24 protein-coding genes are annotated in these 24,169 nt (G+C 69.2%); 14 read left to right on the top strand and 10 right to left on the bottom strand.

The genetic code is table 11. The features are described 5' to 3' along the window. Nucleotides 1-46: 46 nt before the first annotated feature. From IOD14_RS18960 to IOD14_RS18950, 3 genes are all read left to right on the top strand, one after another. Nucleotides 47-1,243 carry an MFS transporter gene (locus IOD14_RS18960; protein WP_212670853.1) on the top strand — a complete coding sequence of 399 codons (1,197 nt, stop codon included), beginning with the start codon at nucleotides 47-49 and terminating at the stop codon, nucleotides 1,241-1,243. A gap of 111 nt (nucleotides 1,244-1,354) precedes the next feature. Beyond that, a complete protein-coding gene (locus IOD14_RS18955; RefSeq protein ID WP_123993298.1) occupies nucleotides 1,355-2,002 on the top strand; it encodes an HAD family hydrolase in 648 nt (215 codons plus the stop codon). A 52-nt stretch (nucleotides 2,003-2,054) separates the two neighbouring features. After that, entirely contained in the window at nucleotides 2,055-2,954 is a 900-nt protein-coding gene (locus IOD14_RS18950; RefSeq protein WP_212670852.1) for an NAD-dependent protein deacetylase, read from the top strand. A 2-nt stretch (nucleotides 2,955-2,956) separates the two neighbouring features. Here IOD14_RS18950 and IOD14_RS18945 read toward each other — a convergent pair whose 3' ends face one another. Together IOD14_RS18945 and IOD14_RS18940 are read right to left on the bottom strand one after the other, a co-directional pair. Then, complete coding sequence (locus IOD14_RS18945; RefSeq protein WP_212670851.1) at nucleotides 2,957-4,432, bottom strand: HAMP domain-containing sensor histidine kinase; 1,476 nt, start codon at nucleotides 4,430-4,432, stop codon at nucleotides 2,957-2,959. Then, a complete protein-coding gene (locus IOD14_RS18940) occupies nucleotides 4,419-5,099 on the bottom strand; it encodes a response regulator transcription factor (RefSeq protein ID WP_212670850.1) in 681 nt (226 codons plus the stop codon). Before IOD14_RS18940 ends, IOD14_RS18945 begins: the two co-directional genes overlap by 14 nt. A gap of 211 nt (nucleotides 5,100-5,310) precedes the next feature. On the opposite strand from IOD14_RS18940, the gene IOD14_RS18935 reads away from it, so the two are divergent. Next, complete coding sequence (locus IOD14_RS18935; protein WP_349252429.1) at nucleotides 5,311-6,846, top strand: glycosyltransferase family 39 protein; 1,536 nt, start codon at nucleotides 5,311-5,313, stop codon at nucleotides 6,844-6,846. Nucleotides 6,847-7,159: 313 nt separating this feature from the next. Here IOD14_RS18935 and IOD14_RS18925 read toward each other — a convergent pair whose 3' ends face one another. Together IOD14_RS18925 and IOD14_RS18920 are read right to left on the bottom strand one after the other, a co-directional pair. Next, the gene (locus IOD14_RS18925; RefSeq protein WP_123993302.1) at nucleotides 7,160-7,648 is read right to left on the bottom strand and encodes a universal stress protein; all 489 of its coding nucleotides are present in this window, start codon (nucleotides 7,646-7,648) and stop codon (nucleotides 7,160-7,162) included. Nucleotides 7,649-7,652: 4 nt separating this feature from the next. Continuing rightward, nucleotides 7,653-8,912: an SLC13 family permease gene (locus IOD14_RS18920; protein ID WP_212673313.1), complete on the bottom strand. Its 1,260-nt coding sequence runs from the start codon at nucleotides 8,910-8,912 to the stop codon at nucleotides 7,653-7,655. A 197-nt stretch (nucleotides 8,913-9,109) separates the two neighbouring features. Here IOD14_RS18920 and IOD14_RS18915 point away from each other — a divergent pair, with 197 nt between their 5' ends. Beyond that, nucleotides 9,110-9,841, top strand: coding sequence for an alpha/beta hydrolase (locus IOD14_RS18915; RefSeq protein ID WP_212670848.1), 732 nt, complete (start codon nucleotides 9,110-9,112; stop codon nucleotides 9,839-9,841). A gap of 63 nt (nucleotides 9,842-9,904) precedes the next feature. On the opposite strand, the gene IOD14_RS18910 is transcribed toward IOD14_RS18915, so the two are convergent. Together IOD14_RS18910 and IOD14_RS18905 are read right to left on the bottom strand one after the other, a co-directional pair. Continuing rightward, nucleotides 9,905-10,504: a YdcF family protein gene (locus IOD14_RS18910; RefSeq protein WP_123993305.1), complete on the bottom strand. Its 600-nt coding sequence runs from the start codon at nucleotides 10,502-10,504 to the stop codon at nucleotides 9,905-9,907. Nucleotides 10,505-10,690: 186 nt separating this feature from the next. Beyond that, the gene (locus tag IOD14_RS18905; protein ID WP_249125958.1) at nucleotides 10,691-11,434 is read right to left on the bottom strand and encodes a CPBP family intramembrane glutamic endopeptidase; all 744 of its coding nucleotides are present in this window, start codon (nucleotides 11,432-11,434) and stop codon (nucleotides 10,691-10,693) included. A gap of 418 nt (nucleotides 11,435-11,852) precedes the next feature. On the opposite strand from IOD14_RS18905, the gene IOD14_RS44760 reads away from it, so the two are divergent. Next, on the top strand, nucleotides 11,853-11,975 hold the full coding sequence (locus IOD14_RS44760) for a hypothetical protein (protein ID WP_280846071.1): 123 nt from the start codon (nucleotides 11,853-11,855) through the stop codon (nucleotides 11,973-11,975). Nucleotides 11,976-12,027: 52 nt separating this feature from the next. On the opposite strand, the gene IOD14_RS18900 is transcribed toward IOD14_RS44760, so the two are convergent. Both IOD14_RS18900 and IOD14_RS18895 read right to left on the bottom strand, forming a co-directional pair. Beyond that, nucleotides 12,028-12,237, bottom strand: coding sequence for a hypothetical protein (locus IOD14_RS18900; RefSeq protein WP_212673311.1), 210 nt, complete (start codon nucleotides 12,235-12,237; stop codon nucleotides 12,028-12,030). A 258-nt stretch (nucleotides 12,238-12,495) separates the two neighbouring features. Further along, nucleotides 12,496-13,512 (bottom strand): LacI family DNA-binding transcriptional regulator, encoded by a 1,017-nt coding sequence (locus IOD14_RS18895; protein ID WP_212670847.1) that lies wholly within the window; start codon nucleotides 13,510-13,512, stop codon nucleotides 12,496-12,498. Between the two features lie 283 nt (nucleotides 13,513-13,795). Here IOD14_RS18895 and IOD14_RS18890 point away from each other — a divergent pair, with 283 nt between their 5' ends. From IOD14_RS18890 to IOD14_RS18860, 7 genes are all read left to right on the top strand, one after another. Then, nucleotides 13,796-15,106 carry an extracellular solute-binding protein gene (locus tag IOD14_RS18890; RefSeq protein ID WP_123993308.1) on the top strand — a complete coding sequence of 437 codons (1,311 nt, stop codon included), beginning with the start codon at nucleotides 13,796-13,798 and terminating at the stop codon, nucleotides 15,104-15,106. A 146-nt stretch (nucleotides 15,107-15,252) separates the two neighbouring features. Continuing rightward, the gene (locus IOD14_RS18885; protein ID WP_249126277.1) at nucleotides 15,253-16,182 is read left to right on the top strand and encodes a sugar ABC transporter permease; all 930 of its coding nucleotides are present in this window, start codon (nucleotides 15,253-15,255) and stop codon (nucleotides 16,180-16,182) included. Between the two features lie 13 nt (nucleotides 16,183-16,195). Then, nucleotides 16,196-17,137 (top strand): carbohydrate ABC transporter permease, encoded by a 942-nt coding sequence (locus tag IOD14_RS18880; RefSeq protein ID WP_123993310.1) that lies wholly within the window; start codon nucleotides 16,196-16,198, stop codon nucleotides 17,135-17,137. A gap of 88 nt (nucleotides 17,138-17,225) precedes the next feature. Beyond that, a complete protein-coding gene (locus IOD14_RS18875; RefSeq protein WP_212670845.1) occupies nucleotides 17,226-18,683 on the top strand; it encodes a GH1 family beta-glucosidase in 1,458 nt (485 codons plus the stop codon). Between the two features lie 298 nt (nucleotides 18,684-18,981). Further along, nucleotides 18,982-19,860, top strand: coding sequence for a CPBP family intramembrane glutamic endopeptidase (locus IOD14_RS18870; protein ID WP_212670844.1), 879 nt, complete (start codon nucleotides 18,982-18,984; stop codon nucleotides 19,858-19,860). A 48-nt stretch (nucleotides 19,861-19,908) separates the two neighbouring features. Then, nucleotides 19,909-21,207: a histidine kinase gene (locus IOD14_RS18865; protein ID WP_212673310.1), complete on the top strand. Its 1,299-nt coding sequence runs from the start codon at nucleotides 19,909-19,911 to the stop codon at nucleotides 21,205-21,207. Between the two features lie 23 nt (nucleotides 21,208-21,230). After that, nucleotides 21,231-21,914 (top strand): response regulator transcription factor, encoded by a 684-nt coding sequence (locus IOD14_RS18860; protein ID WP_212673309.1) that lies wholly within the window; start codon nucleotides 21,231-21,233, stop codon nucleotides 21,912-21,914. Nucleotides 21,915-22,073: 159 nt separating this feature from the next. On the opposite strand, the gene IOD14_RS18855 is transcribed toward IOD14_RS18860, so the two are convergent. Together IOD14_RS18855 and IOD14_RS18850 are read right to left on the bottom strand one after the other, a co-directional pair. Continuing rightward, nucleotides 22,074-22,634 carry a YrhB domain-containing protein gene (locus tag IOD14_RS18855; RefSeq protein WP_212670843.1) on the bottom strand — a complete coding sequence of 187 codons (561 nt, stop codon included), beginning with the start codon at nucleotides 22,632-22,634 and terminating at the stop codon, nucleotides 22,074-22,076. 237 nt (nucleotides 22,635-22,871) lie between these two features. Next, complete coding sequence (locus IOD14_RS18850) at nucleotides 22,872-23,408, bottom strand: 2'-5' RNA ligase family protein (RefSeq protein ID WP_212670842.1); 537 nt, start codon at nucleotides 23,406-23,408, stop codon at nucleotides 22,872-22,874. Nucleotides 23,409-23,552: 144 nt separating this feature from the next. Between IOD14_RS18850 and IOD14_RS18845 the strand changes: the two genes are divergently transcribed. Beyond that, nucleotides 23,553-24,104: a DUF6585 family protein gene (locus IOD14_RS18845; RefSeq protein ID WP_123993316.1), complete on the top strand. Its 552-nt coding sequence runs from the start codon at nucleotides 23,553-23,555 to the stop codon at nucleotides 24,102-24,104. The last annotated feature ends 65 nt before the right edge of the window (nucleotides 24,105-24,169 follow it).

Raw genomic sequence — 24,169 nt, 5'->3', positions numbered from 1 at the left:
CGTCGCCTGCCCGCCCATGCTGCCTGAGCCCCCGCGGAGCCTCCCCTTGACAGACCCCGCCGTGCGTCGGCGCCGCCAGGCCCTGTACCTCTTCTTCTTCCTCCCGGGCATCGCCATGTCCTCCTGGGTCACGCGCACTCCCGACGTTCGGGATCAACTGGGCGTGTCCACCGCGGAGATGGGGCTGATCCTGTTCGGCCTCTCGGTGGGATCCATGATCGGCATCCTGTGCTCAGGCCGCTTCGTGGAACGGCTGGGCACCCGTCCCGTGATCGTGCTCGGCACCGCCCTGATCATCGCGGGCACGATGGTCATCGGCGCCGGAAGCGCCGTTCCCTCGGCACCCCTGGTCACAGCCGGGCTCTTCCTGTTCGGCGCGGGCATGGGCTCGGGCGAGGTGGCGGTGAACGTGGACGGCGCCGACGTCGAGCGCATCACCGACACCCCGGTTCTGCCCACGCTGCACGGCTGTTTCAGCCTCGGCACGGTGGTCGGCGCCCTCGCCGGGATGACCGCCACGGCCGCACAGCTCCCCGTCTCCTGGCACCTCGCCGTGATCACGCTCGCTGCCACAGGGATGCTGATCCACGCCTCCCGCGCGCTGCCGACGGGTGTCGGCCTCAGCACGAAAGTCCGCACCACCGACGCGGCCGAGCACACCGGACCGCAGGTCTGGAAAGACCGCAAACTGCTCCTCATCGGCGCCATCGTGCTGGCCATGGCCCTGGCCGAAGGAGCGGCCAACGACTGGCTTCCGCTGCTCATGGTGGACGGCCACGGCCTGGACGCCACAGCCGGCTCGCTCGTCTACGTCGGGTTCGCCGCCGCGATGACACTGGGGCGCTTCTGCGGCACGTACTTCCTCGTCCGTTTCGGACGCGCCACCGTTCTGCGGGCGAGCGCACTCTCCGGTGCCCTCGGACTCGTCCTCGTGATCTTCTCCGACAACGTGGCCGTGGCGGCGACCTCCGTCGTCTTCTGGGGACTCGGGGCCTCTCTCGGTTTCCCGGTGGCCCTGTCCGCGGCCGGCGACTCGGGCCCCGACCAGACCGCGCGCGTCTCGCTGGTCGCGATCATCGGCTACGTCGCCTTCCTCGTCGGTCCGCCGTCCCTCGGCTTCCTGGGCGACCACTACGGTCTGCGTACGGCGATGGTGGCGGTGCTGGTGCTGGTCGCCTCCGCCATCCTGATCGCCCCCGCCGCCGACACCCGCGACCGGGCCGCTGCGAGGCTGGACGCCTGAGGCAGGCCTGGTACCCGGGCGGGCGGAATCGAGGAGCGCCGTCCACCCCACCAGGTCCGATCAGGGCAGACCCGTACCGGTCTCTCGCCGCGGCAAGTAGGGTCCATCCTCGTGAGACTCGCGATCTTCGATCTGGACGGCACCCTGGTCGACCGCACCGGCGCCTTCGCCGATGCCATCACCTCCCTCAGCCACGACCACGGCTACGGCCCGGAGATCGAACGGTGGCTGCTGACCGAGCTGGCCGACCACGCCGAGCGCGCCGACTTCGACCGGCTGCGGGCCGCCTTCCCCGTCGGCGAGAGTGCCGACCACCTGTGGCGCGTGTACATCGACCGCATGGCGGCCTCCATGCACTGCCGCCCCGCCGTCCTCAGCAGCCTGGAACGCCTCAAGGAGGCAGGCTGGAGCATCGGTGTCGCCACGAACGGCGCCAGTGACATCCAGCGGGCCAAGATCCAGGCCACCGGCCTCTCCGAGCTGATCGACGGTATCGCCGCCTCCGGCGACATCGGCATCCGCAAACCCGACCCGCGCATCTTCGAGCTCGCCGCCGCACGCTGCGGCACACAGCTCTCCGCCGGGGACTGGATGACCGGCGACAACGCCGAGACCGACATCGTCGGCGGCCACGACGCGGGGCTGCGCACCATCTGGGTCACCGGCCGTCCCTGGCCCGACGGACTGGTGACTCCGCACCACACGGTCGACGACGTCATCGAAGCCATCGACTACCTGCTCGACCAGGACTCGGCGTAGCCCCGAAGAGAGATCACCTCCCGGCGCCGTACGGTTTCGTACCCTGGCACGCATGCGGACCCGTCCCACACTTCACTGGACCCCTCCCCCGGACCTGCCGCCGGGCACCACAGACCTGCGGCCGGTGGTCGACGCGCTCGGCGCCGGCGGTGTGCTGGTCCTCAGCGGGGCGGGCATCTCCACGGAGTCGGGCATCCCCGCCTATCGCGGCGAGGGCGGAAGCCTGAACCGGCACACGCCGATGACGTACCAGGACTTCACGGCGAGTCCGCAGGCCCGGCGAAGGTACTGGGCACGCAGTCATCTGGGCTGGCGTACCTTCGGCCGCGCCCGTCCCAATGCCGGGCACCAGGCCGTCGCCGCGTTCGCTCGCCGCGGTCTGCTCTCGGGCGTGATCACCCAGAACGTCGACGGTCTGCACCAGGCCGCAGGCGCCGAGGGAGTTGTGGAACTGCACGGGAGCCTGGCGCGGGTCCGGTGTCTGGCCTGCGACGACGTCACCTCACGCCGTGACCTCGCCGTGCGCCTGGAAGAGGCCAATGCCGCATTCGTGCCGGTGGCCGCGGAGATCAACCCCGACGGTGACGCCGACCTCTCCGACGAACAGGTCGCCGACTTCCGCGTCCTGCCCTGCGCGGCCTGCGGCGGCGTCCTCAAGCCGGACGTGGTGTTCTTCGGTGAGACCGTGCCCGCCCAGCGGATCGAGCACTGCCGCCGGCTGGTCAGCGCGGCGAGCTCACTGCTGGTTCTGGGCTCCTCCCTCACGGTGATGTCCGGACTCAGATTCGTGCGCCAGGCGGCCCAGGCGGACAAGCGGATCCTCATCATCAACCGGGACCCCACCCGCGGCGACCCGCTCGCCCGCACCCGCGTCAGCCTCCCGCTGGGACCCGCCCTGTCCTCGGTCGCCGACGCGCTGAACCTGCCGGTCCAAGGGCACAGGGCCGGATGAGGTCAGGCTCGTGCCGCTCGGGTCCCGGCCGGTTCGGGGGCCCGGGGCAGGCGTAGCCGGAAGCACGCTCCGAAGGGCTGGGGGGTGAGGGTCAGGGTGCCTCGGTGGCGGTGAGCCAGATCGCGGGCGATGGCGAGGCCGAGGCCGGTGCCGCCGTGGTCGCGGGAGCGGGCGTCGTCAAGTCGGACGAAGCGTTCGAAGATGCGCTCGGCTTCCTCGGCGGGCACCCCCGGTCCGTCGTCGTGCACCGTGAGGACGACCCAGTCGCCCTCGTTGCGGACCGTGATCTGGATGCGGTGCGCGGCGTGGCGTGCCGCGTTGTCGACGAGGTTGCGCAGCAGCCGTTCGTATTCGCCGGGGTTTCCGTGTGCGCAGGCGGGGGCGGTGCTGTCGCAGGTGAGGATCAACGGCCGTTCGGTGGGGGGGTATTGCTCGGTCAGCCGGGAGGCGAGGGCTGCCAGGTCGACGGATTCGGGGTCCGCTGTGGGGGTGCGGGTGTCGAGGCGGGCGAGGAGCAGCAGGTCCTCGGCGAGGGCGTGCAGGCGCCGGGTCTGCCGTGCCGCGGTGGTGGCCGCGGCGGGCCAGTCCGTGCGTTCCGGATAGGCGAGGGCGACTTCCAGGCTGGCCAGCAGGGTGGTGAGGGGGCTGCGCAGTTCGTGGGCGGCGTCCGCGACGAAGCGGCGTTGCTGGGCGGCGGCATTGTCGAGCCGCTGAAGGGTGCTGTTGATCGTGGTGGCCAGGGCGGTGATCTCATGTCCGGAGGCGGGGACGGTGACGCGTTCGCGAGGGTCGCTCGCGGTGACCGAGGCTGTGAGGACACGGATGGCTTCGACCGGCCGCAGCGCGATGCGGACGGCGAAGTAAGCGGCGGCGGCGATCAGTACGAGGCTCACGAGCCCGGCCCGCAGCAGCAGGCGGTCGGTGGTCCCGGTGATCTCCTCGGCGGTCTGCGGAAGCACCAGCACATAGACCCGCAGCCTGGCGTCGGCAGCGACACCCAGGGCGGCGGCCTTGTCGCCGCCGAGTTCCTGGGCACTGATGTCGGCGGAGAAGACCTCATAGGTCCCGCCGGCCATGTCACCTCTGACCCCGGAGTTGTAGTCACGGTTCACGGGCAGGCGGACGAAGTTGGGCGACCCGTGCCCGGTCGGGGCGGGCAGCACATGGCGAGTGCCAGGACCGAAGTCGACGATGCCTCCCCCGTAGGCGACGGCGCTGCGTCGGCCGGTCGCGACCACCTCGTACGGCACGGCGCTCGTGCGGACGGGAACCACGCCCTCGTTCACCTGGTCGACGAGCGACCAGAGCTGTGCCAGGGCTTGTTCCTCGGCGATCTGCGTGCTCTGGCGGTAGACGTCGTGGTGTACCCACCAGCCGATGCCGAACAGGATGACGGCGGCGGTCGAGGCGGTGGCCAGGGCCGCGCCGGCTCGTACCGAACGCGGCCACCAGCGGCGTCGCGGCTCAGTCGCGCTCACGGTCGTCCACCAGCCGGTATCCGGTACCCCGTACGGTCTGCAGGGACTGCCGCTGGAACGCGGCGTCCACCTTCTTGCGGAGGGCGCTGACGCGCGCCTCCACCAGGTTGGGATCCCATGCTTCGTCGGGCCACGCGTGGTACAGCAGGTCCGCCTTGGAGACCGCCTGACCGGCCCGGCGGGCCAGCAGTTCCAGCACGGCGAACTCCCGGGGTGTGAGTTCCACCCGTACCCCGGCCCGGCGGCAGACGCGGCCGGCGACGTCCAGGGACAGGTCGCCCACGGCGAGGACGGGCGGGGCGACCGCGGCGGCTCGTCTGACCAGGGCCCGCATGCGTGCGACGAGCACCATGTAGGAGAAGGGCTTGGCCAGGTAGTCATCGGCCCCCGTGTCCAGAGCCTCTGCCTGATCCCAGTCGCCGTCCTTGGCGGTGAGCACCAGGATGGGGGTCGCGTTGCCCTCCCGGCGCAACTGGGCGCAGACCTTGTACCCGTTGAGTCCGGGCAGCATCAAGTCCAGTAAGACCAGGGCGTATTCGCCGGTGCGGGCCATCCACAGTCCCTGTCGGCCGTCATGGGCGAGGTCGACGCTGTAGCCCTCCGCGGTCAGCCCCGTGTGCAGGGTGTGGGCAAGGTCCACCTCGTCTTCGACCACCAGGATGCGCATGCGGGGCAGCCTCGCACAGCGCCGGCCCGACTTCCTGATCGGCCGGTCAGCTCGGGTCAGCTACCGGTCAACGAGGTCCGGGCACGCTGACGGCGTTTTCTCCGCCGCAGCTGAAAGGCCCTGTCGCCCGATGTCCCTTGATGAACGTGGCTCCGCCATGGCCAGGACGCCATCACCGCGCCCGGCCACCACCGTTGTCGTCCTCGCGCCCTTGTCGCTGACCGTCGCGCTGGGGCTCTGGGGTATCCGCCGGGAGAACACCTTGTGGGGGGACGAGTCCGTCACGTACCAGCTCGCGCACCGCGATCTTTCGCAGATATGGCACACCGCCCAGCATGTCGATCTGGTCCATGCCCTGTACTACGCCGTGATGCACGGGATCTTCGGTCTCTTCGGCGGAGGGCTGCTGACCTTACGGCTGCCTTCCGTGCTGGCGATGTCCGCGGCAGCGAGCGGAGTCGGGCTTCTGGGGCTGCGCCTGGCGGGACCCCGTGCAGGGCTGCTGGCCGGGCTGGTGTTTCCGCTCCTTCCCCAGGTACAGAAGTACGCGCAGGAAGGCCGCTCGTATGCCATGGTCTGCGCCCTGGTCACCTGGGCCACCTGTGCGCTCGTGGCTGGTGTCGCGCACCGCGCCCGGTGGTGGTGGGTGGTCTACGGCTTCCTCATGCTGTCGGCCTGTCTGCTCCACGAGTTCGCGGTCCTCGCCCTCATTGCGCACGGCGTCACACTGGCCGTCTCCCGGGTGCCACGACATGTGCTCAGGGCGTGGGGAGCGGCCGCAGCGGGCGTGGTGACGGGGCTGTTGCCCATGGCGATCTGCAGCGTGGGGCAGTCGGGACAGCTGTCCTGGATCGACGGGCCGGTGCGGCTTCAATACTTCCTGGTCGTGGCGGTCCTGGGCGTGGCATGTGCCCTGGTGCCCCACAAGGTGAGGGGGCCGGTGCGGCTTTCCGGGCTTGCCGTGCCCATTCTCGTGCTGCCGGGCCTTCTGCTGCTGATCGCCTCACTGGTCAAGCCCCTTTTCGTCGACCGGTACGTGCTCTACAGCAATCTCGGAATCGCTTTGCTGCTGGGCGCCTCGATGGATCACGTCCTCGAGCGGCAGCGGCCCTCCCGCTACGTGTGGATGGCGGCGGTCGCCGTACTGGCCGTGCTCGTCCCGCCGAGCGTCTCGCTCAGGACGCCCCAGAGCCGGAGCAATGACGCCACCGCCATCGGCGCCGCCGTACGCAAGGAAGGGCGTCCCGGCGACGGGCTGCTCTTTCTGCCCGGTCAGCACCGGATCCTGACCGCGGCCAACCCCGAGGACACCCGCCTTCTGACAGATCTCGCACTGGCACAGGATCCCGTTTCGTCGAACACCCTTGCCGGTGTCGAGCTTCCCGCCCGGGCCATTGCGGCACGCATGCTGGATTTCGACCGGATCGTCGCCGTCCGCGCGGCCGGTGGGCACACCAACGCGCGGGAGGAAGCGAAGAAACGGACCCTGCGGCGCCACTTCCACGAGTACGCGACGACCCGGGTCAACGGGGCGCGAGTCACGGTCTACGTCCGAGACCGCGACCCGTCACCGAAGGCCGGTCCTGGATACAGCTGTCTCATGTGTAGTAGTCCGTGCAATAGGCCGAGTACTCCTCGACGCGGAAGCCCTCGAAGTCGCCCGCCTCTTCGCACTCGAGCAGACGCCGAAGTGCCGCTTCCGCTTCGGGTGTGCGCAGGAGCGAGAGATACGCCTTTGTCTCGGTGAGTCCCCGTCCGCACAGCAGCTGGACATCGATCGAGCAGGCCGCGTCCATGCTCGCGGTCTTCGCGCTCCAGATGAGGAGTACGTCGTCGATGACGCCCGTATGGAACAACTGGACGCAGCAGAGCTTCATCAGCTCGGTGTCGCCCGCGCCCTGAGAGCGTCGCTCGAGCAGGGTCCGATCGCGCAGCAGTTCGCGTACTTCGTCGAGGTCGGCGTCGACCGGGTGGAGGCCGTAACGGCGCAGGCTCTCGTCCTCGTTCACCCGTGCTCCTCCCTGTCTCGGCCTCGAACTCACACTCTAGGGTTCGGTAGTTCAGGGATGAGGCGGCGGGGGCGGCATGGTGGGCAGCCCCGGCGGTGGTTCCGGCCAGACCAGCAGGACCTGGCAGGGGGCATGGTCGACCACGAAACGGCTGGCCGGGCCCAGGCTGCGCGGCCCGAGACGGTTGCGGTCGCCGTCGCGGGCCAGGATCAGCAGATCGGCGCCCTCGGCCGCGGCGACGACCTCGCGCTCCAGGCGTCCGGTGCGTTCGACACGCGTACTCGGGCGCCCCAGCCGATCGGCAGCGGCCTGGAGCAGTTCCTGCGCGGAGGCGGCGGCGAGCTGTTCCAGACGCGTGCCCGGATCCCGCTGGGGGTGACCGCGGCCGAGCAGCCCGGCGAAGGCGCCGTGCGCGGCACCCGACACGTCCGCCGGGGTGACGTGCAGCAGGACGACGTCGGCGTCCGCCGGGGCGAGGGCGCGGGCGGCGTCCACGCAGGCGGGCCAGTTGCCCTCGACGATCCAGACGACCACAGCCATGAGGTCAGCCTCCTCCGATCACGGCCAGTGAGCCCCACAGTGCCAGCACCGCGGCCGCGAGGCTCGCCGGTACCGCGTACACGCCGAGCCGGGTGAACTCCTTCAACCCGACCTCGCCGTCGTGGGCATGGACGATACGCCGCCACAGCAGAGTGGCCAGCGAACCCGCATAGGTGAGGTTGGGGCCGATGTTCACCCCGAGCAGTACGGCGAGGACTGCGCCGGGACCCAGGGGGGCGGTCAGCGGCAGCAGCACGAGTACCGCGGGCAGGTTGTTGATCACGTTGGCGAGGACGGCGGCCAACGCGGCGACGGCGAGCAGTTCCAGCAGCCCGGTGCCGCTGGGGATCAGTTGTCCCAGAGCCTTGTCGAGCCCGTTGTCCACGACTGCCCGTACCACGATCCCGAGCGCCAGCACGAAGGCGAGGAAAGGCACGGAGGCGGCGCTCAGCAAGGCTCGCGGGGTGCTGCGGCGTCGGATCAGGGCTCTGACGGCGAGGGCCAGTGCGCCGGCCAGGGCCGCCCAGGCCGGGTCGATGCCGATGGCCGAGGTCAGCACGAATCCGGCCAGCGTGCATCCCACGGTCACCAGCGCGAACATCGGAAGCGGCGGCGGCTCGCCCGCGAAAGCGGCCTGCGCCCCGGCATCCAGGTCGGCGGCGAAGAAGCGGCGGAAGATCAGATACTCGACGCCGATCGCGGCCACCCAGGGCAGTGCCATGAGGGCGGCGAACCGGGTGAAACTCAGCCCACTCGTGTTGAACGCCAGCAGGTTGGTCAGGTTCGAGACCGGCAGCAGCAGTGAGGCCGTGTTCGACAGATGGGTACAGGCGTAGACATGCGGTTTGGGGCGCGCGCCGATCCGGGCCGCGGTGGCGAACACCACCGGTGTCAGCAGTACCACCGTGGCGTCCAGGCTGAGCACCGCCGTGATGACCGACGCCGCCAGGAACACCTGGACCAGCAGACGCCGTGGGCGGCCGGCCGCCGTGCGCGCCATCCACGCCCCGCACGCGTGGAACAGCCCGTCCTCGTCGCAGAGCTGGGCCAGTACGAGCACCGCCGCCAGGAAGCCGACGACGGGAGCGAGCTGTTCGACCTCGTCCAGCGCGGTGTCCCACGAGATCGCCCCGGTGGCGACGACCAGGACCGCCGCGGGGACGGCCACCACCGCCTCCGGCCAACCGAAGGGGCGGACGATCGCACAGGCCAGCACCATCACGAGCAGGGCCACGGACAGAGTCTCCGCGAGCTGGGTGTTCAGGATCGTTTCCTCCCGCGCGTCGGCGGATGACCCGCCTGTACATCACTGCGAAAGGTACCCCGCTCGAACCTCACGGGCGCACAGGGACGAGGGGGTGGTCCGACATCAGTGCTGTGACAGATTGGGGATCCTTCTCTGGCATGGCCTGGGGAGCGCCTGCAGAAGGTACGGCGCTGGGTCCGAAAGGTGGAAACACTGTGCGCGTGCTCTCCAGAACGTCGCTGGGCGGCGTGATCGAACAGCTCTTCACCCTCGACGAGATCCCCGGCGTGCTGTGGACACCGGAAGACGCGCGCGGCACCCGCCCCCTGATCCTGATGGGCCACGGCGGCGGACAGCACAAAAAGGCCCCCGGCATCCTGGCCCGCGCACGTCGCTTCGCCGCCGAAGGCGGGTTCGCGGTCGCCGCGATCGACGTGCCGTACCACGGCGAGCGGCCGACGGACGAGGAGTTCGACCGGCTCGCGACCGAGTACCGGGCGCATGCGGCCGCCGGAGCGGACACTGCTGAGCTGGACACCGCCCTGTACAGGCTGGTGGTCGGGCAGACCGTCACGGACTGGCGGGCGGTCCTGACCGCGGTCCAGCGACTCGACCACGTCGGCGCCGGACCGGTGGGCTACTGGGGCGTGTCACTGGGCTGCGCGCTCGGAATGCCGTTCATCGCCGCAGAGCCTTGCGTCCGCGCCGCGGTGCTGGGCCTCCAAGGGTCGCCCGAGCTGACCGGGACCGCCGCGCAGGTCACCGTGCCGGTGCAGTTCCTGGTCCAGTGGGACGATGAGCTGATGCCGCGTGAACAGAGCCTGGCGTTGTTCGACGCCCTCGGTTCAGCCGAGAAGACACTGCACGCCAACCCCGGCAAGCACGGAGATCTGCCGCGGTTCGAGTGGGACGACTCGCTACGGTTCTTCGCCCGGCATCTGGGCTGACGTCTGTCGTTCCAGCTGCCGTCTGTGGTTCAGGGTGCCGTCCGTGGTCCACGCTGCCGACGGCTATGAGGAGATCCTTCGTTCCTCGGGCACCAGACCGCGGAGTGTCCAGAGCCCGTACAGAGCCAGCAGTGGTTTGGCGAACGTCCACTCGCCGAAACGGTAGTCGTCCGCTCGCACGAGCTTCTGAGCGAGATCGGGTCGTCGGCGCCGCAGGTACGCGCGCGCCTTGAGCGCGTGAGCCGGCTGCGAAGCGATCTTGATGCGGTCGACGTCCTCGAGCAGCGGGATCACGTTCGTGACGTTCTCCCATGTCGTCGCGCTCTGGTCCTCCAGAAGCACCGTGCCGTCGAACCGGAGCACCGACTTCGCGTAGTCGGCCATCAGTTGGGCCTCCGCGGCGCAGCCGCCGGTCACCCCGCCGGTGAAGATCACGCGGGTGTTGGGCGTCGTGTCCTCGGCAATGGAGCGGATGCCGGCCCGGACCCGCCAGCGGTTGATGAAGTTCGCCGACGGCTGGGGGTTGCGGTAGCCCAGCACGACGACGGCTTCGGAGTTGCCCTCGCCGCTGCCCACGAGGGTTCGGGACCAGCGCCAGTTCAACCACTCGCCCCAAGCCAGCGCCACGGCTCCGGCCACCGCGAGTCCTGTCCTTCGTCGCATCCGGCGACTTTAGGGCACCGCGGTGCCCACCTGAGCCGGCAGCGGCCCTCCGCCGAAAGATTCTGGTCACGGATGCATGGACTCAACGACACCGGGCACGCGGGGTGCAGGGCCTTGCAGCGCTGTTCCCCCGTGGCGTTGCAAGGCCCTTCCCCTTCCTGACCGGGTGCCGGCCTTGTGGCGACGTCAGTCGAGCGCCCCGGCCTCCTCGGGGCGCTCGTCGTCGTCCGCGACCACGGCTCCCTGGGACGGGAGAGTGTCCCCGCTGCCGTAGCGGCGCAGCAGCCACCAGCCGAACGCGGCGTGAAAGACGTACACCGCCACCTGCCACCCGTCCGGGGCAGCGCCCGGAGAGCGGATCTGGAAGAAGTCGTCGAGCGCGTGGACGAGCACCATCGGCCAGACCGAACCGATCGCGAAGCGCAGGCCCGCGCAGGCGAAGCCGAACAGTCCGGCGGACAGCATCTGCCACAGTGTGTCGTCCAACGGGGCGCCGAAGAAAAGGTAGTTCTGCAGGTGCCCGGCACCGAAGAGCACGGCGACGCCGGTGGCCGCACGCAACGGGCCGAGCGGGGCGAGGGTCTGCTGGACGAGGCCACGGCTGCAGACCTCCTCGTTGAGGCCCACCCACAGCAGGGACACCAAGGAGCTGACGACCACCGTCGTACTGCCGTCGAGCCCGGCCAGCGCGTACGAACCGGCGATCAGCAGCATCGGCGCGGCCAGCCACCAGCGGCGGGGACGGCCGAGGGTGGCGGTCCCGGACACCCGCAGCCATCCCCACCGCCACAGCACGCACCAGACTCCGGCGAGACAGATCGCGTTGACCACGGTCGCACCCAGGCCGGGGAACCATGACGGTGCCAGCGGGGGCAGGATCACCTTGGCGAACAGCAGGAGCGCGGTGTGCCAGGCGAGCGTCAACTCCACGGCGCCTGCGAGGGGATGACGGGTTACGTGAGCCTTCCACCGTGCCATCACGGAGCGAGCGTAACCGCAGCCGCCCGCTCGGCGCCCCGTGTCGTCAGGAATGCGGTGGCCGCGAGGACGGCCTCGCATTCTGCCTCACGCACGGCCGAAGCGACGGTGGAAGTCCTCGGCCAGGGTGACACCTGCGGTCTCGGCCAGGTTCGCCGACGTCCAGTCCAAGCGGGCGAAGGCCTAGATATGGGAGTGCAACACAGCGCTCGGGCCCTGGCGTGGCGAGGCGGCCTACCGTCCTGTCCTGAGAACTCACCTGCCGGACGGCGTAGGGAGTACGTCCTGCGCTGGATCCGCCGGCCCTCAGACGTAATACCGGACACCCGCCAGACCCCGGACTCGACCAACCTCCGACAGTGATCGCCGCATGGGTGAAGTCGCCCCCTGCGAAGCCTGGTTGGTGGCGCTCACCGCCGACGGCAAACACGCGATCGGCGAGCCGCAGGCGAGGACATCCCCGAAGCACAAGAGGCTGCTCGCCGATCAATGAGTGGTTCCCGGTCGTGAGCCGACGCAAGCCGCGTGGGCGCGGGCAGGCCTGGTCATTGGCCGGCCTGCGACAGGCCGGCCACGAGTTGGGTGACGACGTCCAGGATCGACTTCCCGAACGCGGTCGGAGCGATCAGCACTCCGAGTGTGACGCAGAGGACCACGGTCATCTTCTCGTCGACCCGGCTCCGAGCGTGGGTACGGCGGCGCAGCCTCACCACGACGATGATGGCGAGCAGCGCCGCCACGTTGATGGTCACGATCACGTGCCCGGACCTCCCGTAAGTCCCCAACTTCCTTGCGAACACAGCACGTTCACTCCGATTTTCGCGAACGGCGCGGCTTGCGAGGTCTGGTCCGCTCGGTACTCACCGTTCCGGCAGAGGGTCGAGCCGAGCAGAGGTCCCCTGCAGCGCAGCTGCCCGAATACGTCATGCCGACGCCGGCGCACCTCGGCCACACAGGCCAGGCCAGCGATCGGGGTGTGCGGGTAGGTGGCTCACCAGCGCCCCCTCATGAACCTACGACGATTCGCGTACGACGAGCTCAGTGGGAAGCGTGACGCGCCGACGCGGTCTCTCGGGATCGCCGATCTCCTCCAGGAGGATGCGGGCGATCATGGCGCCGAGCTCCTCGACGGGCTGACGCACGGTGGTGAGGGGCGGATTGGTGTGCCGGGCAATGATGGAGTCGTCGAATCCGACCACGGCCACGTCGTCGGGGACCCGCCTCCCCTGCCTGCGCAGCTCCGCCAGAGCCCCCGCAGCCATGACGTCCGAGGCGACGAAGACGGCGTCGAGCTCGGGGACTCGTTCAAGGAGTGAACGCATCGCCGCCGCGCCGCCCTCCCCGGTGAAGTCGGCCGAGGTCACGAGTCGGTCCGTGGCCTCGTGGCCCGCCTTCTCGAGGGCCTCGCGCCAGCCCTGGAGCCTGCTGCGCGCCACGTCCATGTCGAGCGGTCCACTGATGGTGGCGACGGTGCGCCGCCCCCGCGCGAGGAGGTGGTTGACGGCCGCCGCGGCTCCCCCCGCGTTGTCGGAGTGCACATGGCTGAGCGACTCGTCGGAGGAACGGCGTCCGGCGAGCACCGTGGGCAGCCCCATGTCCTCCAGCAAGCCGGGCAGCGGGTCGTGCTCGTGCACCGAGACCAGGAGCACGCCGTCGACACGCCGTTCCGCGACCGACTCGGTGAGCTGGTCCCGCTCGGCCTGGTCGCGCACCAGCACCAGTTGGAGTTGCGTGCGGGTCTCCGCGAGGGCGGTGCTGACCCCGCGGATGACCGCCGAGAAGTAGGGCTCGGAGCCCAGTCTGCTCTCCGACTCGGGGATCACCAGGGCCACGGAGTTCGTCCTGCTCGTCTTCAGCCCCCGGGCAACCGAGTTCGGGACGTAGTTCAACTCGGCAATGGCGGCGAGCACGGCGGCCCTCGCCTTCTCACTGACGAGTTCGGAGCCGTTGATGACTCGTGAAACCGTGGTGCGTCCGACACCGGCGCGCGCGGCCACGGTAATGATGGTCGGGCGTTGCCTCTCCCCCATGGCGCCTCCCTCGCTCGGCGATGCCTGGACGGCTTTCACCTGCGCATTGTGCCAGACCCGAGGGGACCGCCCGCAGCGCCCCGGTGCGGGCTCGCGACATCTCTCGGCAACGAAGTGGATTCAACTTCTTGACAGACGCCTTTCGTGGCGGCCAGGCTGCGGGCTCTCAGGTGGGTACGTTCCCATCGACTTTTGGGAACGTACCCATCGGACAAATCGTGCCTACGGAGCGGACCGTGGGGCTCGAACTCCGGTGCGCCAGCGCCGCCGCTAGGAGGACGAAATGGACAAGTTCCGAAGCAAGTTGCGTACGAGGGTCGTGGCCGCCGTATCGGTCGCGTCGGCTCTCGGCCTGGTCGTGGGCTGCGGGGGCAGCGACGGCGGGACCGGTGGGGGCAAGAAGGACGGCAAGGTCACCATCACCATGGGGCTCTTCGGCGTCATGGGCTTCAAGGAGACCGGTCTGCTCGACAAGTACATGAAGGAACACCCGAACGTCGTCATCAAGGCGGACGTCGCGGGCGACGAACAGACCTACTACACCGCCCTGCAGACCCACTTGGCCGCAGGCAGCGGACTCAAGGACATCCAGGGCATAGAAATTGGTCGGGCCAAGGAACTGTCCGACACCCAGAAGGACAAGTTCGTCGATCTGGCCGGCGTGGCCGGGACGGATCACTTCCTTCCGTGGAAGCAGAGCCAGGTCACCGCCGCCGACAAGAAGGTCATCGGCCTCGGCACCGACATCGGCCCGATGGCGGTCTGCTACCGCAAGGACCTCTTCGAGCAGGCCGGCCTGCCCACCGACCGCGACGAGGTCGCCAAGCTGTGGGAGGGCGACTGGTCGAAGTACGTCGAGGCGGGCAAGCGGTTCAAGCAGGACTCGAAGGACGACAAGGTCGCCTTCATGGACAGCTCCAGCGGCCTGTTCAACGCCATGATCTACGGCAACTCCCAGCAGTTCTACGACAAGCAGGGCAAGCTGATCTACGCCACCAACCCTGTCGTGAAGGACGCGTGGAAGCTGGCCTCCGAAGCGGCCACCTCCGATCTGACCGCCAAACTCCGCCAGTTCCAGCCCGGTTGGGACCCCGGACTGGCCAACAGCACCTTCGCCAGCACCGTCTGCCCGGCGTGGATGCTCGCGCACATCAGCGAGAAGGCGGGACCGAAGAACAAGGGCAAGTGGGACGTCGCCAAGGCACCCAAGGGCGCCAACTGGGGCGGATCCTTCCTCGGCGTGATGGAGAAGAGCCCCGTCAAGAAGGAGGCGCAGGACCTCGTCGCCTGGCTCACCGCCCCCGAGCAGCAGGCCTACCTCTTCGAGAAGATCGGCAACTTCCCCTCTTCGCAGACCGCGTTGGAGATGCCCGAAGTCGTCAATGCCAAGTCGGACTACTTCAGTGGTGCGCCCATCGGGAAGATCTTCGGCGCCGCGGCCCAGGAGATCCCCGACGAGCAGGTGCTCGGCCGCAAGGACGGCACCATCAAGGACATCTTCTCGCAGGGTCTGACCTTGATCGAGGCGCAGAACAAGAGCCCGAACGCGGCATGGAAGACCACTGACGAGCGCATCGAGAAGGCCGCCGGCTGACCTGGGCCCCGTTGCCCTCCGCCGCCCGGCGCCCCACGCACGGCCCCTGAACGGGTCGCCGGGCCCTGCCCGCCTCTCCATCCCTCCAGGAAGGACGCCTTCCGGTGGCCATCTCCACCTCGACACCCCCAGACGGTGCGCCCGGCATCGGCGAGGAGCGTCAGCGGCGCCGTACGCTGCTGCACCGCCTCGACGTCCGGGGTGCGCCGTACGCCTTCGTCGCCCCGTTCTTCATCGTGTTCGCCGCCTTCAGCTTCTACCCGCTCATCTACACCTCGTGGATCTCGCTGCACCGCGTCGAACTGTCGACCCTGAACCTCATGGAATGGGTCGGCTTCGACAACTACACGGCGCTGTGGGACGACGACCGGTTCTGGAACGCGCTGCTCAACACCTTCACCATCGGCGTGCTGTCGACCGTGCCCCAACTGCTGATGGCGCTCGGACTGGCGCACCTGCTCAACTACCAGCTGCGCGGCTCGACGTTCTTCCGCGTCGCCGCCCTGACGCCGTACGCCACGTCGGTCGGTGCCGCGGCCCTCGTGTTCACGATGCTCTTCGAACGCGACTTCGGCATGATCAACTGGGTGTTGAGTCTTGTCGGTGTCGACAACATCGACTGGGAGAACAACAAGTGGGCCGCGCAGACGGCCATTTCCTCCATCGTGATCTGGCGCTGGACCGGCTACAACGCGCTGCTCTATCTCGCGGCGATGCAGGCGATCCCGCGCGACCGGTACGAGGCCGCGGCCATCGACGGCGCCTCGCGGTGGCAACAGTTCCTGAAGGTCACCGTTCCCGGAATCCGTTCCACCATCGTGTTCACCATCGTCCTGTCCACGATCGGCGCCACACAGCTCTTCGGTGAGCCCCTGATCTTCGGCCAGGGCCCGAACGGCATCACGGGGGGAGCCGACAACCAGTACCAGACGCTGGGTCTGCTGCTGTACGAGGAGGGCTGGAAGAACTACCAGATGGGCCGGGCCGCCACGGTCGCCTGGGCGATGTTCCTGCTGCTCATTCTCGTGTTCGTCGTCCAACGAATCGTCAAGCGTGTCCTCACGCGCAGGACCTGACCGGGAGATCTCCATGACCACAGACAGCATCCCGGTCCAGGCGACGGACACACGCCCCGGGACCACGCGGAAGACCAGCAAGGCCACCCCGTCCGGTGAACGGCGCCGCCGACTGTTCCGGCACCCGGGTGCCGGACGTCAGCACCACGCGGGTCCCGTCGCCTACATCCTGCTGGGGCTCGCGGCGCTGGTCTCACTGTTCCCGCTGTACTGGACGATGGTGGCGGCGTCGACCGACAACACGCGCGTCACCCAGACGCCTCCGCCCTTCCTTCCGGGGCCCCATCTCCTGGAGAACCTCGGCAAGGCCTGGGAGGACGCCGCGCTGGGCAAGGCCATGCTCAACAGCCTGATCGTGGCCGGTGTGATCGCCCTGTCCACGGTGCTGTTCGCCACCCTGGCCGGCTTCGCGTTCGCCAAGCTCCGCTTCAAGGGCCGCAACATCCTGCTGATGCTCGTGATCGGCACGATGATGGTGCCGCCGCAACTGGGCGTCGTGCCCCTGTTCATGATGATGACGGAACTGGGCTGGGGCCAGAAACTGCCCGCCGTCATCTTCCCCACCCTCGTCAGTGCCGTCGGCGTGTTCTTCATGCGGCAGTACCTGGCCGAAGCGCTGCCCGACGAACTCGTCGAGGCAGGCCGGGTGGACGGTGCGCACTCCCTGCGCATCTTCTGGAGCATCGTGCTGCCGATCGCCCGGCCTCCCATGGCCGTGCTGTTCATGATCACGTTCGTGCACGCCTGGAACGACTTCTTCTGGCCCTTCATCGTGCTCGACATGACCAATCCGACGGTACCCGTCGCCCTCACCCAGCTCAGCGCGGGATACGTGCGCGACCAGTCGCTGATCATGGCGGGCGCACTGCTCGGCACGCTGCCTCTGCTCGCCCTCTTCGTCGTCTTCGGCCGTCAGATCGTGGGCGGAATCATGCAGGGGGCCGTCAAGGGGTGAATGCCGTGCCGCCCCCGCTGTCGCGGCCCCTCGAAGGCCCCGCACCGCTTCGCCTCTCCCGCCTCGCACGTCACCTGGAAGGACCCACGTGAGCACCGCAACCCGACACGTCGCGCCCGCCCCGGAGAACACCACCGGCCGCACTTTTCCACAGGGATTCACCTGGGGCACTGCGACCGCCGCGTACCAGATCGAGGGCGCCGCCTCCGCGGACGGACGCACTCCTTCGATCTGGGACACCTACTCGCACACGCCCGGCAGGGTGCGCAACGGTGACACCGGTGACGTCGCCACCGACCACTACCACCGCTGGCGCGAGGACGTCGAGATCATGGCCGACCTCGGAGTGAGCGCCTACCGGTTCTCCCTGTCGTGGCCGCGCATACAGCCGACCGGCCGCGGCCCGGCCGTCGAAAAGGGACTCGACTTCTATCGCGCCCTGACCGACGCGCTGCTGGAAAAGGGCATCGAACCGGTCGTCACGCTCTACCACTGGGACCTGCCTCAGGAGTTGGAGGACGCCGGCGGCTGGCCGGAACGCGCCACCTCCGACCGGTTCGCCGACTACGCGGCCCTGGCAGCACATGCACTGGGAGACCGGGTGAAGACCTGGATCACCCTCAACGAGCCCTGGTGCAGCGCCTTCCTCGGCTACGGCTCAGGTGTCCATGCGCCCGGGCGTACCGAGCCGGTCGCAGCCCTGCGCGCGGCGCACCATCTCAACCTCGCCCACGGCAAGGCCGTCCAGGCTCTGCGCGCCGAACTGCCCGCCCGCGCCCAGGCGTCCATCACGCTCAATGTTCATCACGTCCGCGCGCTGACCGAGACAGCCGAGGATCTGGACGCGGCCCGGCGGATCGACGCACTGGCCAACCGCGTCTTCACCGGCCCGCTGCTGGAGGGCCAATACCCCCAGGACCTCCTCCAGGACACGGCGAGCCTGACCGACTGGTCCTTCGTACGGGCGGGCGACACCGCCACCATCCACCAGCCGCTGGACTTCCTGGGCGTCAACTACTACACACCCACACTTGTCTCCGCCGCCCGGGGCGAGGCAAGCCACGGATCCGACGGCCACGGGATGAGCGAGCACAGCCCCTGGCCGGGCGCCGATGCCGTCGCCTTCCACCGGCCGCCGGGCAGCACCACCGCCATGGGATGGGCGGTCGACCCCAGCGGTCTGTACGACCTGCTCATGCGACTCGACGCGGACTTCCCCGCGATGCCTCTGGTGATCACCGAGAACGGGGCCGCGTTCGACGACTACGTGAACCCGGAGGGCGAGGTGGCCGACCCTGAACGCATCGCCTACCTCCACGGCCACCTGTCAGCGGTGCACCGGGCGATCCTGGCCGGCGTCGACGTCCGGGGCTACTTCCTGTGGTCCCTGCTGGACAACTTCGAGTGGGGTTACGGCTACAGCAAGCGCTTCGGTGCCGTCTACGTCGACTACCCGACCGGCAAGCGCATCCCCAAGTCCAGCGCACGGTGGTACGCCGACGTGGCCCGCACCGGCAGTCTGCCGCAGAGCGGCGGCAACGGATGAGTACGGGGACAGCCGCATGGCCGCCCGATGCGCTCAAGGCTTCGCCCGGCCCACGGCGACAACTTCACGGTCGGACCTGCTCGCCGTAGAGGGTTCTCACTTATGCGGTGCATGCCGTCCCACACCTTCGCGTCCCGTACAAGGCGAAGCCGACCGAACCGGCGGGAAGGCGCGGCGCATCCCCCGTGAGAGCTACCCGGACCGTCCCGGCACGGGTGATTCGCGGATGCCGGCGGATTTCTAGCGTGGTCGTCGAGTCGGCCGCCACCGGGGTGGCCGTCGCCGCAGGGAGGTCACGATGAGCACGCCGTCCGCCGCGCAGCACGAGGAAGGGTCCACCCCGGACAAGAACGGTGGCGGCAGGAGTGGACGTCTCGGCCGGATCGTCCGCACTCCGCTCGGCTGGATGCTGACGGGCATGGTGGGTGTCGGCCTGCTCTCGGGGCTGACCGCGACCGGCCCTGGGCCGGTGCCGGTGCTGGGGGCGGCCGCCGCTGTCGCCGTGTACTGGGTGGTGATGCGCCGCATCGCGAAACGCTCCACACCGGAGATCGCCCGGCAGAGGGCCGGCCGGGAGGCGCTGCACGGCAGTGCGGTCGGCCTGGGCTTCGTCCTGGTCTCCGTCCTCCTGATCACGGTGTTCGGGGGCTACTCGTTCTCCTGGGCGGGCAACGGCTTCTTCTCCGTCGTCTGGTCCGCGGCGATGATGCAGGCCGGCGCCGCGGTCGCCGAGGAGCTGATGTTCCGCGGTCTCGCCCTCCAGGCTCTGGAACAGCTCTGGGGCAGCCGGGCTGCCATCGTGATCACCGCACTGTTCTTCGGAGTCGCGCATCTGGGCGCTCCAGGAGCCGGCATGTGGAGCGCGCTCGCCATCGCACTGGAAGCCGGTGTGATGCTCGGCGTCGCGTTCCTGTGGCGCCGTAGCATCTGGTTCGTCGCGGGTCTGCACTTCGCCTGGAACACCGCCGAGCAGCTGCTCGGTATCCCGGTCTCCGGACACACTCCCACGGGCCTGTTCACGGTGGACACCCACGGCTCTTCCCTGCTCAACGGCGGCACTTTCGGTCTGGAGGCGTCGATCGTGCCCGTTCTCGTCGGACTGCTGCTCACCGTCCGGATGTTCGTCCTCGCCGGCCGGAGCGGCGGTGTGCGGCCCCGGCGTCCCGTCCGGCACTGAGACGGGCCGGCTCACGGGACACCGGCCGATGGGAGGATGGGAGACGTGATGCTTCGTCAGGGACTTTTGCTGCGACCGTTGTTGCGGGCGCCGCTCGACCGGTGGAAGGAACAGGACACCTTCCTCAAGGACGGTTTCCTCGCCCTGGCGCTCACCCTGCTGGCCTTCGTACCGACCCTTTCGACGATCGGGGCGCAGATCGGTGATCTGCCCGAGAGGTCGGCGAACGGGCTGGGCGTAGCGCTGGTCCTGGCCCAGACCCTGCCGCTGGCGGCCCGCACACGCCGGCCCGGCGGTTGTCTGGCTGTCGTCGCCGTCGCGTTCGGCGTGCACCAGTCGCTGGGCTTCGCGACGACGTTCGGCAGCATGGGGCTGTATCTGGCGCTGTACTCGACCGGAGCGCACCAAGTCCGCTTCCGCCGGGCCCTGGCAATGGCGGCCGGCGCGGGATACGTCGTGCTCGCCGTCACCCTGCACCGGCTCGGCTCCCCGCAGGACGTGACGGACTATCTCGCGTTCTACCTCGTACTGGCCGGCGTCTGGCTGGTGGGGAGCGGCGTGCGCAGGCGGCGCGAGGAAGAAGCGCAACGGCGTCGGCTGGCGGCCGAGGTGGCCACGGCCGCCGAGCGGGCGCGGATCGCCCGGGAGCTGCACGACGTGGTCACCCACCATGTGACGGCCATGGTGGTGCAGGCGGACGCTGCGCAGTTCCTGATCACGTCCGCGCCGGAACGGGCCGCGACCGCCATGGCCTCCGTAAGCGACACCGGCCGCCGGGCCTTGACGGAACTGCGGTATCTGCTCGGCGTGCTGGAGGCGACCGGCGAGTCCACGACCGCCGGTCCCGCGCGCGGCTTGCTGCGTAAGGGCCTCGCGCGTGAGGGCCTCGCGCGTGAGGACCTCGCACGTCAGGACCGGGGGCCCACCCTGGGACAGCTGGAGGACCTGGTCGAGCAGGCCCGCAGGTCGGGACAGCCGGTCGAGTTCAGCGAGAGCGGCGAGCGGCGGCCGCGGAGCGTGGACGTGGAGCTGGCCGCGTACCGGGTGGTACAGGAAGCTCTCACCAACGCGATGAAGTACGCGACCGGGCAGCCGACACGGGTCCTGGTCCGGCACGGCGAGAAACGCGTCGAGATCGGGGTGACCACGGACGGGCCCGGCCCCGTCAGCTCACCGGCGGCCGTACCGGCCACCCGCGAACCGGGCCCCGAGGGCGGACGGGGGCTGGCAGGGCTGCGCGCCCGGGTCCGGATGCTCGATGGTGAACTGGAGGCCGGCCCCCGGCCGGAGGGCGGGTTCGAGATCCGTGCCACCATTCCGTCCGAGCCCGAGCCCGTTCGAGAGTGACCGGAGCGAACCCCGTGAGCGATGTGCCCCCACCGATCCGTGTACTCGTCTGCGACGACCAGGAATTGGTGCGAACCGGCTACGTCACCATCTTCTCGGCTCAGGACGACATGGAGGTCGTCGGTGAGGCTGCGAACGGGCACGCGGCGGTGGAGTCCGCACGGCGGCTGCACCCCGACGTGGTGGTGATGGACATTCGGATGCCCCTGCTCGACGGCATCCAGGCGACCCGGCAACTGGCCGGCCCCGGCGCCGGGGAACCGCCGAAGGTACTGGTCGTCACCACCTTCAACGTCGACGCCCATGTCTACGACGCACTGCGCGCCGGAGCCAGCGGCTTCCTCCTCAAGGACGCGCCACCCGCGGAGCTGGTCAACGGCATCCGGACCGTCGCCCGGGGCGAGGCCCTGCTGGCGCCCGCCGTCACCCGCCACCTCATCGGCCACTACGCCGAGCACCTGCGCCCGGCCGAGTCCTCCCGGCCGGCCAGAGAGGACGTCGTACGCGCGCTGACGCCCCGCGAACTGGAGGTGCTGCGGCAGATGGCCGAGGGGCTGTCGAACGCGGAGATTGCGGCGCGGCTGTACATCACCTCCGAGACGGTCAAGACCTACGTCTCCCGGATCCTGGCCAAGCTCGACCTGCGCGACCGGGTCCAGGCGGTCGTCCTCGCCTACCGCGTCGGACTGGTGCCGGGCACACCGTGAACCGGCGGCCCGGAACGTCACTCCGTCCGTACCCGCGCATCACGGCCACCGGCACCGGCTCGTGCGAGCACGGTCGACTGGGGTCGTACAGCATCACGGGGGGGGGACCAACGGAACCGAGTACGCAACTGGCCGGCTCAAGTGCTGGTGAGTCAGCTCCTAGCTGCACCTTCCCTGACGAATGGTGTGTACGGCGAGCACTGGGTTCATGGGCTCGATGAGTTGTTCAACGGCGACAGCCACTAGGTGAGTCGGGGCATCGGCGTGCAGCAAGGCACTCACGTACTCAAGGGCCTGTGATGGCGTCAGCGTCGGCAGTCTCCGGCGCAGGGTGCGTGCCGCTTGCATACGTCCGCGTGCTGAGGCAGCTTCGCGAACCTCATCGTGCAGATCGTCCACAGGGGTGCGGACTGCCAGCCCGCGGATGCGAACTCGGTAGTCGGTCTCCCAAGCTCCCTGTATCTCGGAGAGCGCTCCAATCCGATGCAGCCCTCCGTCGAAGCGGTCGACCAGATAGGGGCCGTGACCGATCAGCATGGTTGCGGGGTCTCGGGTACGCGCGTACTCCTCGGACTGCCAGTAGACCTTCCAGACCAGCTCGTGCTCCGCGACATGCAGCACCGTTGTGCGCACCGGGTCCACGCCAAGCGCCGCCCACCTCTGGTTCTCTCGGTCCAGCTCTTCCTCGACGATACGAACCGCGGTCTCTCGCTCGATCACGCGTGCAGCATCCACCACGGATCGGATGCCGGCCAGCAAGTTTCCTGGCCCGCAGTGACAAGTCCCCTCGTCGCGGCGACTCGCTCCTGCTACGTGCGGTTCTTGACGGCGTCGATCAGTCTCCCCACCCCGGCCCGGGAACGTGGCCGCCACCATCATCGAGACCGGCAGCACTCCCCCGCCTCGCACACCCCAGGGCCCAGCCGGGCGACGACCGACCGATGACAGCCGGAGGGCTCACCGGAGCGCGAACGAGGCCCGCTGATGCCACCTTGCTCCGTCGTGCACCATGAGATCGACCGACGACACGCGGGCAGTGACGGGAAGCCGGCCGCGAAGGTCGGCCTCGACCTCATCCAGCACGGCATCCTCCTGCCCCTGAGCGATGGTCAGATGCGGGACGACCTCGTCGAACTGCCCGCCGAACGGTGGGTTCTCCGGCCACCGGTCCGAGACTGCCTCGGTGAGCCGGCGGAACGGGAGGTCTGGTTCTGGGACGAGATACAAGATCCCCGGGAACCGCCCGCAGTGCTCGAACCGGGCCTCGAAGGGACGGTGACGCCCGATCACTTCTCCGATGGCGGCGAGGGCAGCATTGTCGATGCGGCTCTCCTCGAGGAACGGGAAGAGGACGGTGACATGGGCCGGAACACCCGCACGAGCTGAGGGATCCAGCCGCTCACGCCACGCTCGAACAGCAGGTTCTGCCTCGGGGACCCTCACGACGAGTCCCGACTGCCCTGCCTGAAACCCACCGGAGTCGCCGCGTGCCATCGCACCTATGTAGCAGCAAGCCCGGAACGGCGGCGACCCGATTACGATCGCGGGTGGTTGAACCCGCGGTGGGCACCCAACTCGAGGTCGGGTGGGCCGATCAACTCGTTCGAAGCCGGGGCACTGGCTCGTTAGCATGGCCTGATGGCCGGGACGAACGAGACGACCGACGCGCCGGCGCCCCGCGTGCTGGCCCGTGCCGCCGACGAGAACTTCGGTGAGTTCGAGCAGCGGGTGCGCCGCCGCCCCGGCCTCGGCGGGGCGGCGGCGTGTCTGGTGATCCTCGTCGTAGTCATGAACTTCCTGGCCAACGGGCTGGACAGCGTCTGGAGCCGCAGCGTTGTGGTGGTCGGCCTCCTGATCGTCATCACATGGGGTTATGTCTGGTTTCGGCGCGTGCGTGGTGGGCTCTACCTGTTCTCGGAGGGTTTCGTCGACGCCGCCGGCAGGCGTGTGGTCAGCGTGGCGTGGTCGCAAATCCGGTCGATCGAGGGCCAGAAGACGCAGTTCGCCATTGGCTCGCTTCCAGCGGGCAGTGCCTTCGCCTACGAGGTGGCGTTCACGTCGCGGGTGGGCGACCACGAAGTCGTGTGGAGGCTCAACACCACCTACAGCGACGTGATGGGGCTCGCCAAACTGATCTCCCGGCGTGCGGGTGTCCCGGTGACCGGCCTCACCAACCCGTACCAGCTGTGAAGTGGTCGAAGGCACGCTGAACGGCGCAGCACCGCGGACTTGCCGATGCCCGGGCAGGGCCCGGC

Source organism: Streptomyces sp. A2-16 (assembly GCF_018128905.1).
GTDB lineage: Bacteria > Actinomycetota > Actinomycetes > Streptomycetales > Streptomycetaceae > Streptomyces.
This window is presented reverse-complemented; position numbering and strand designations above follow the sequence as displayed.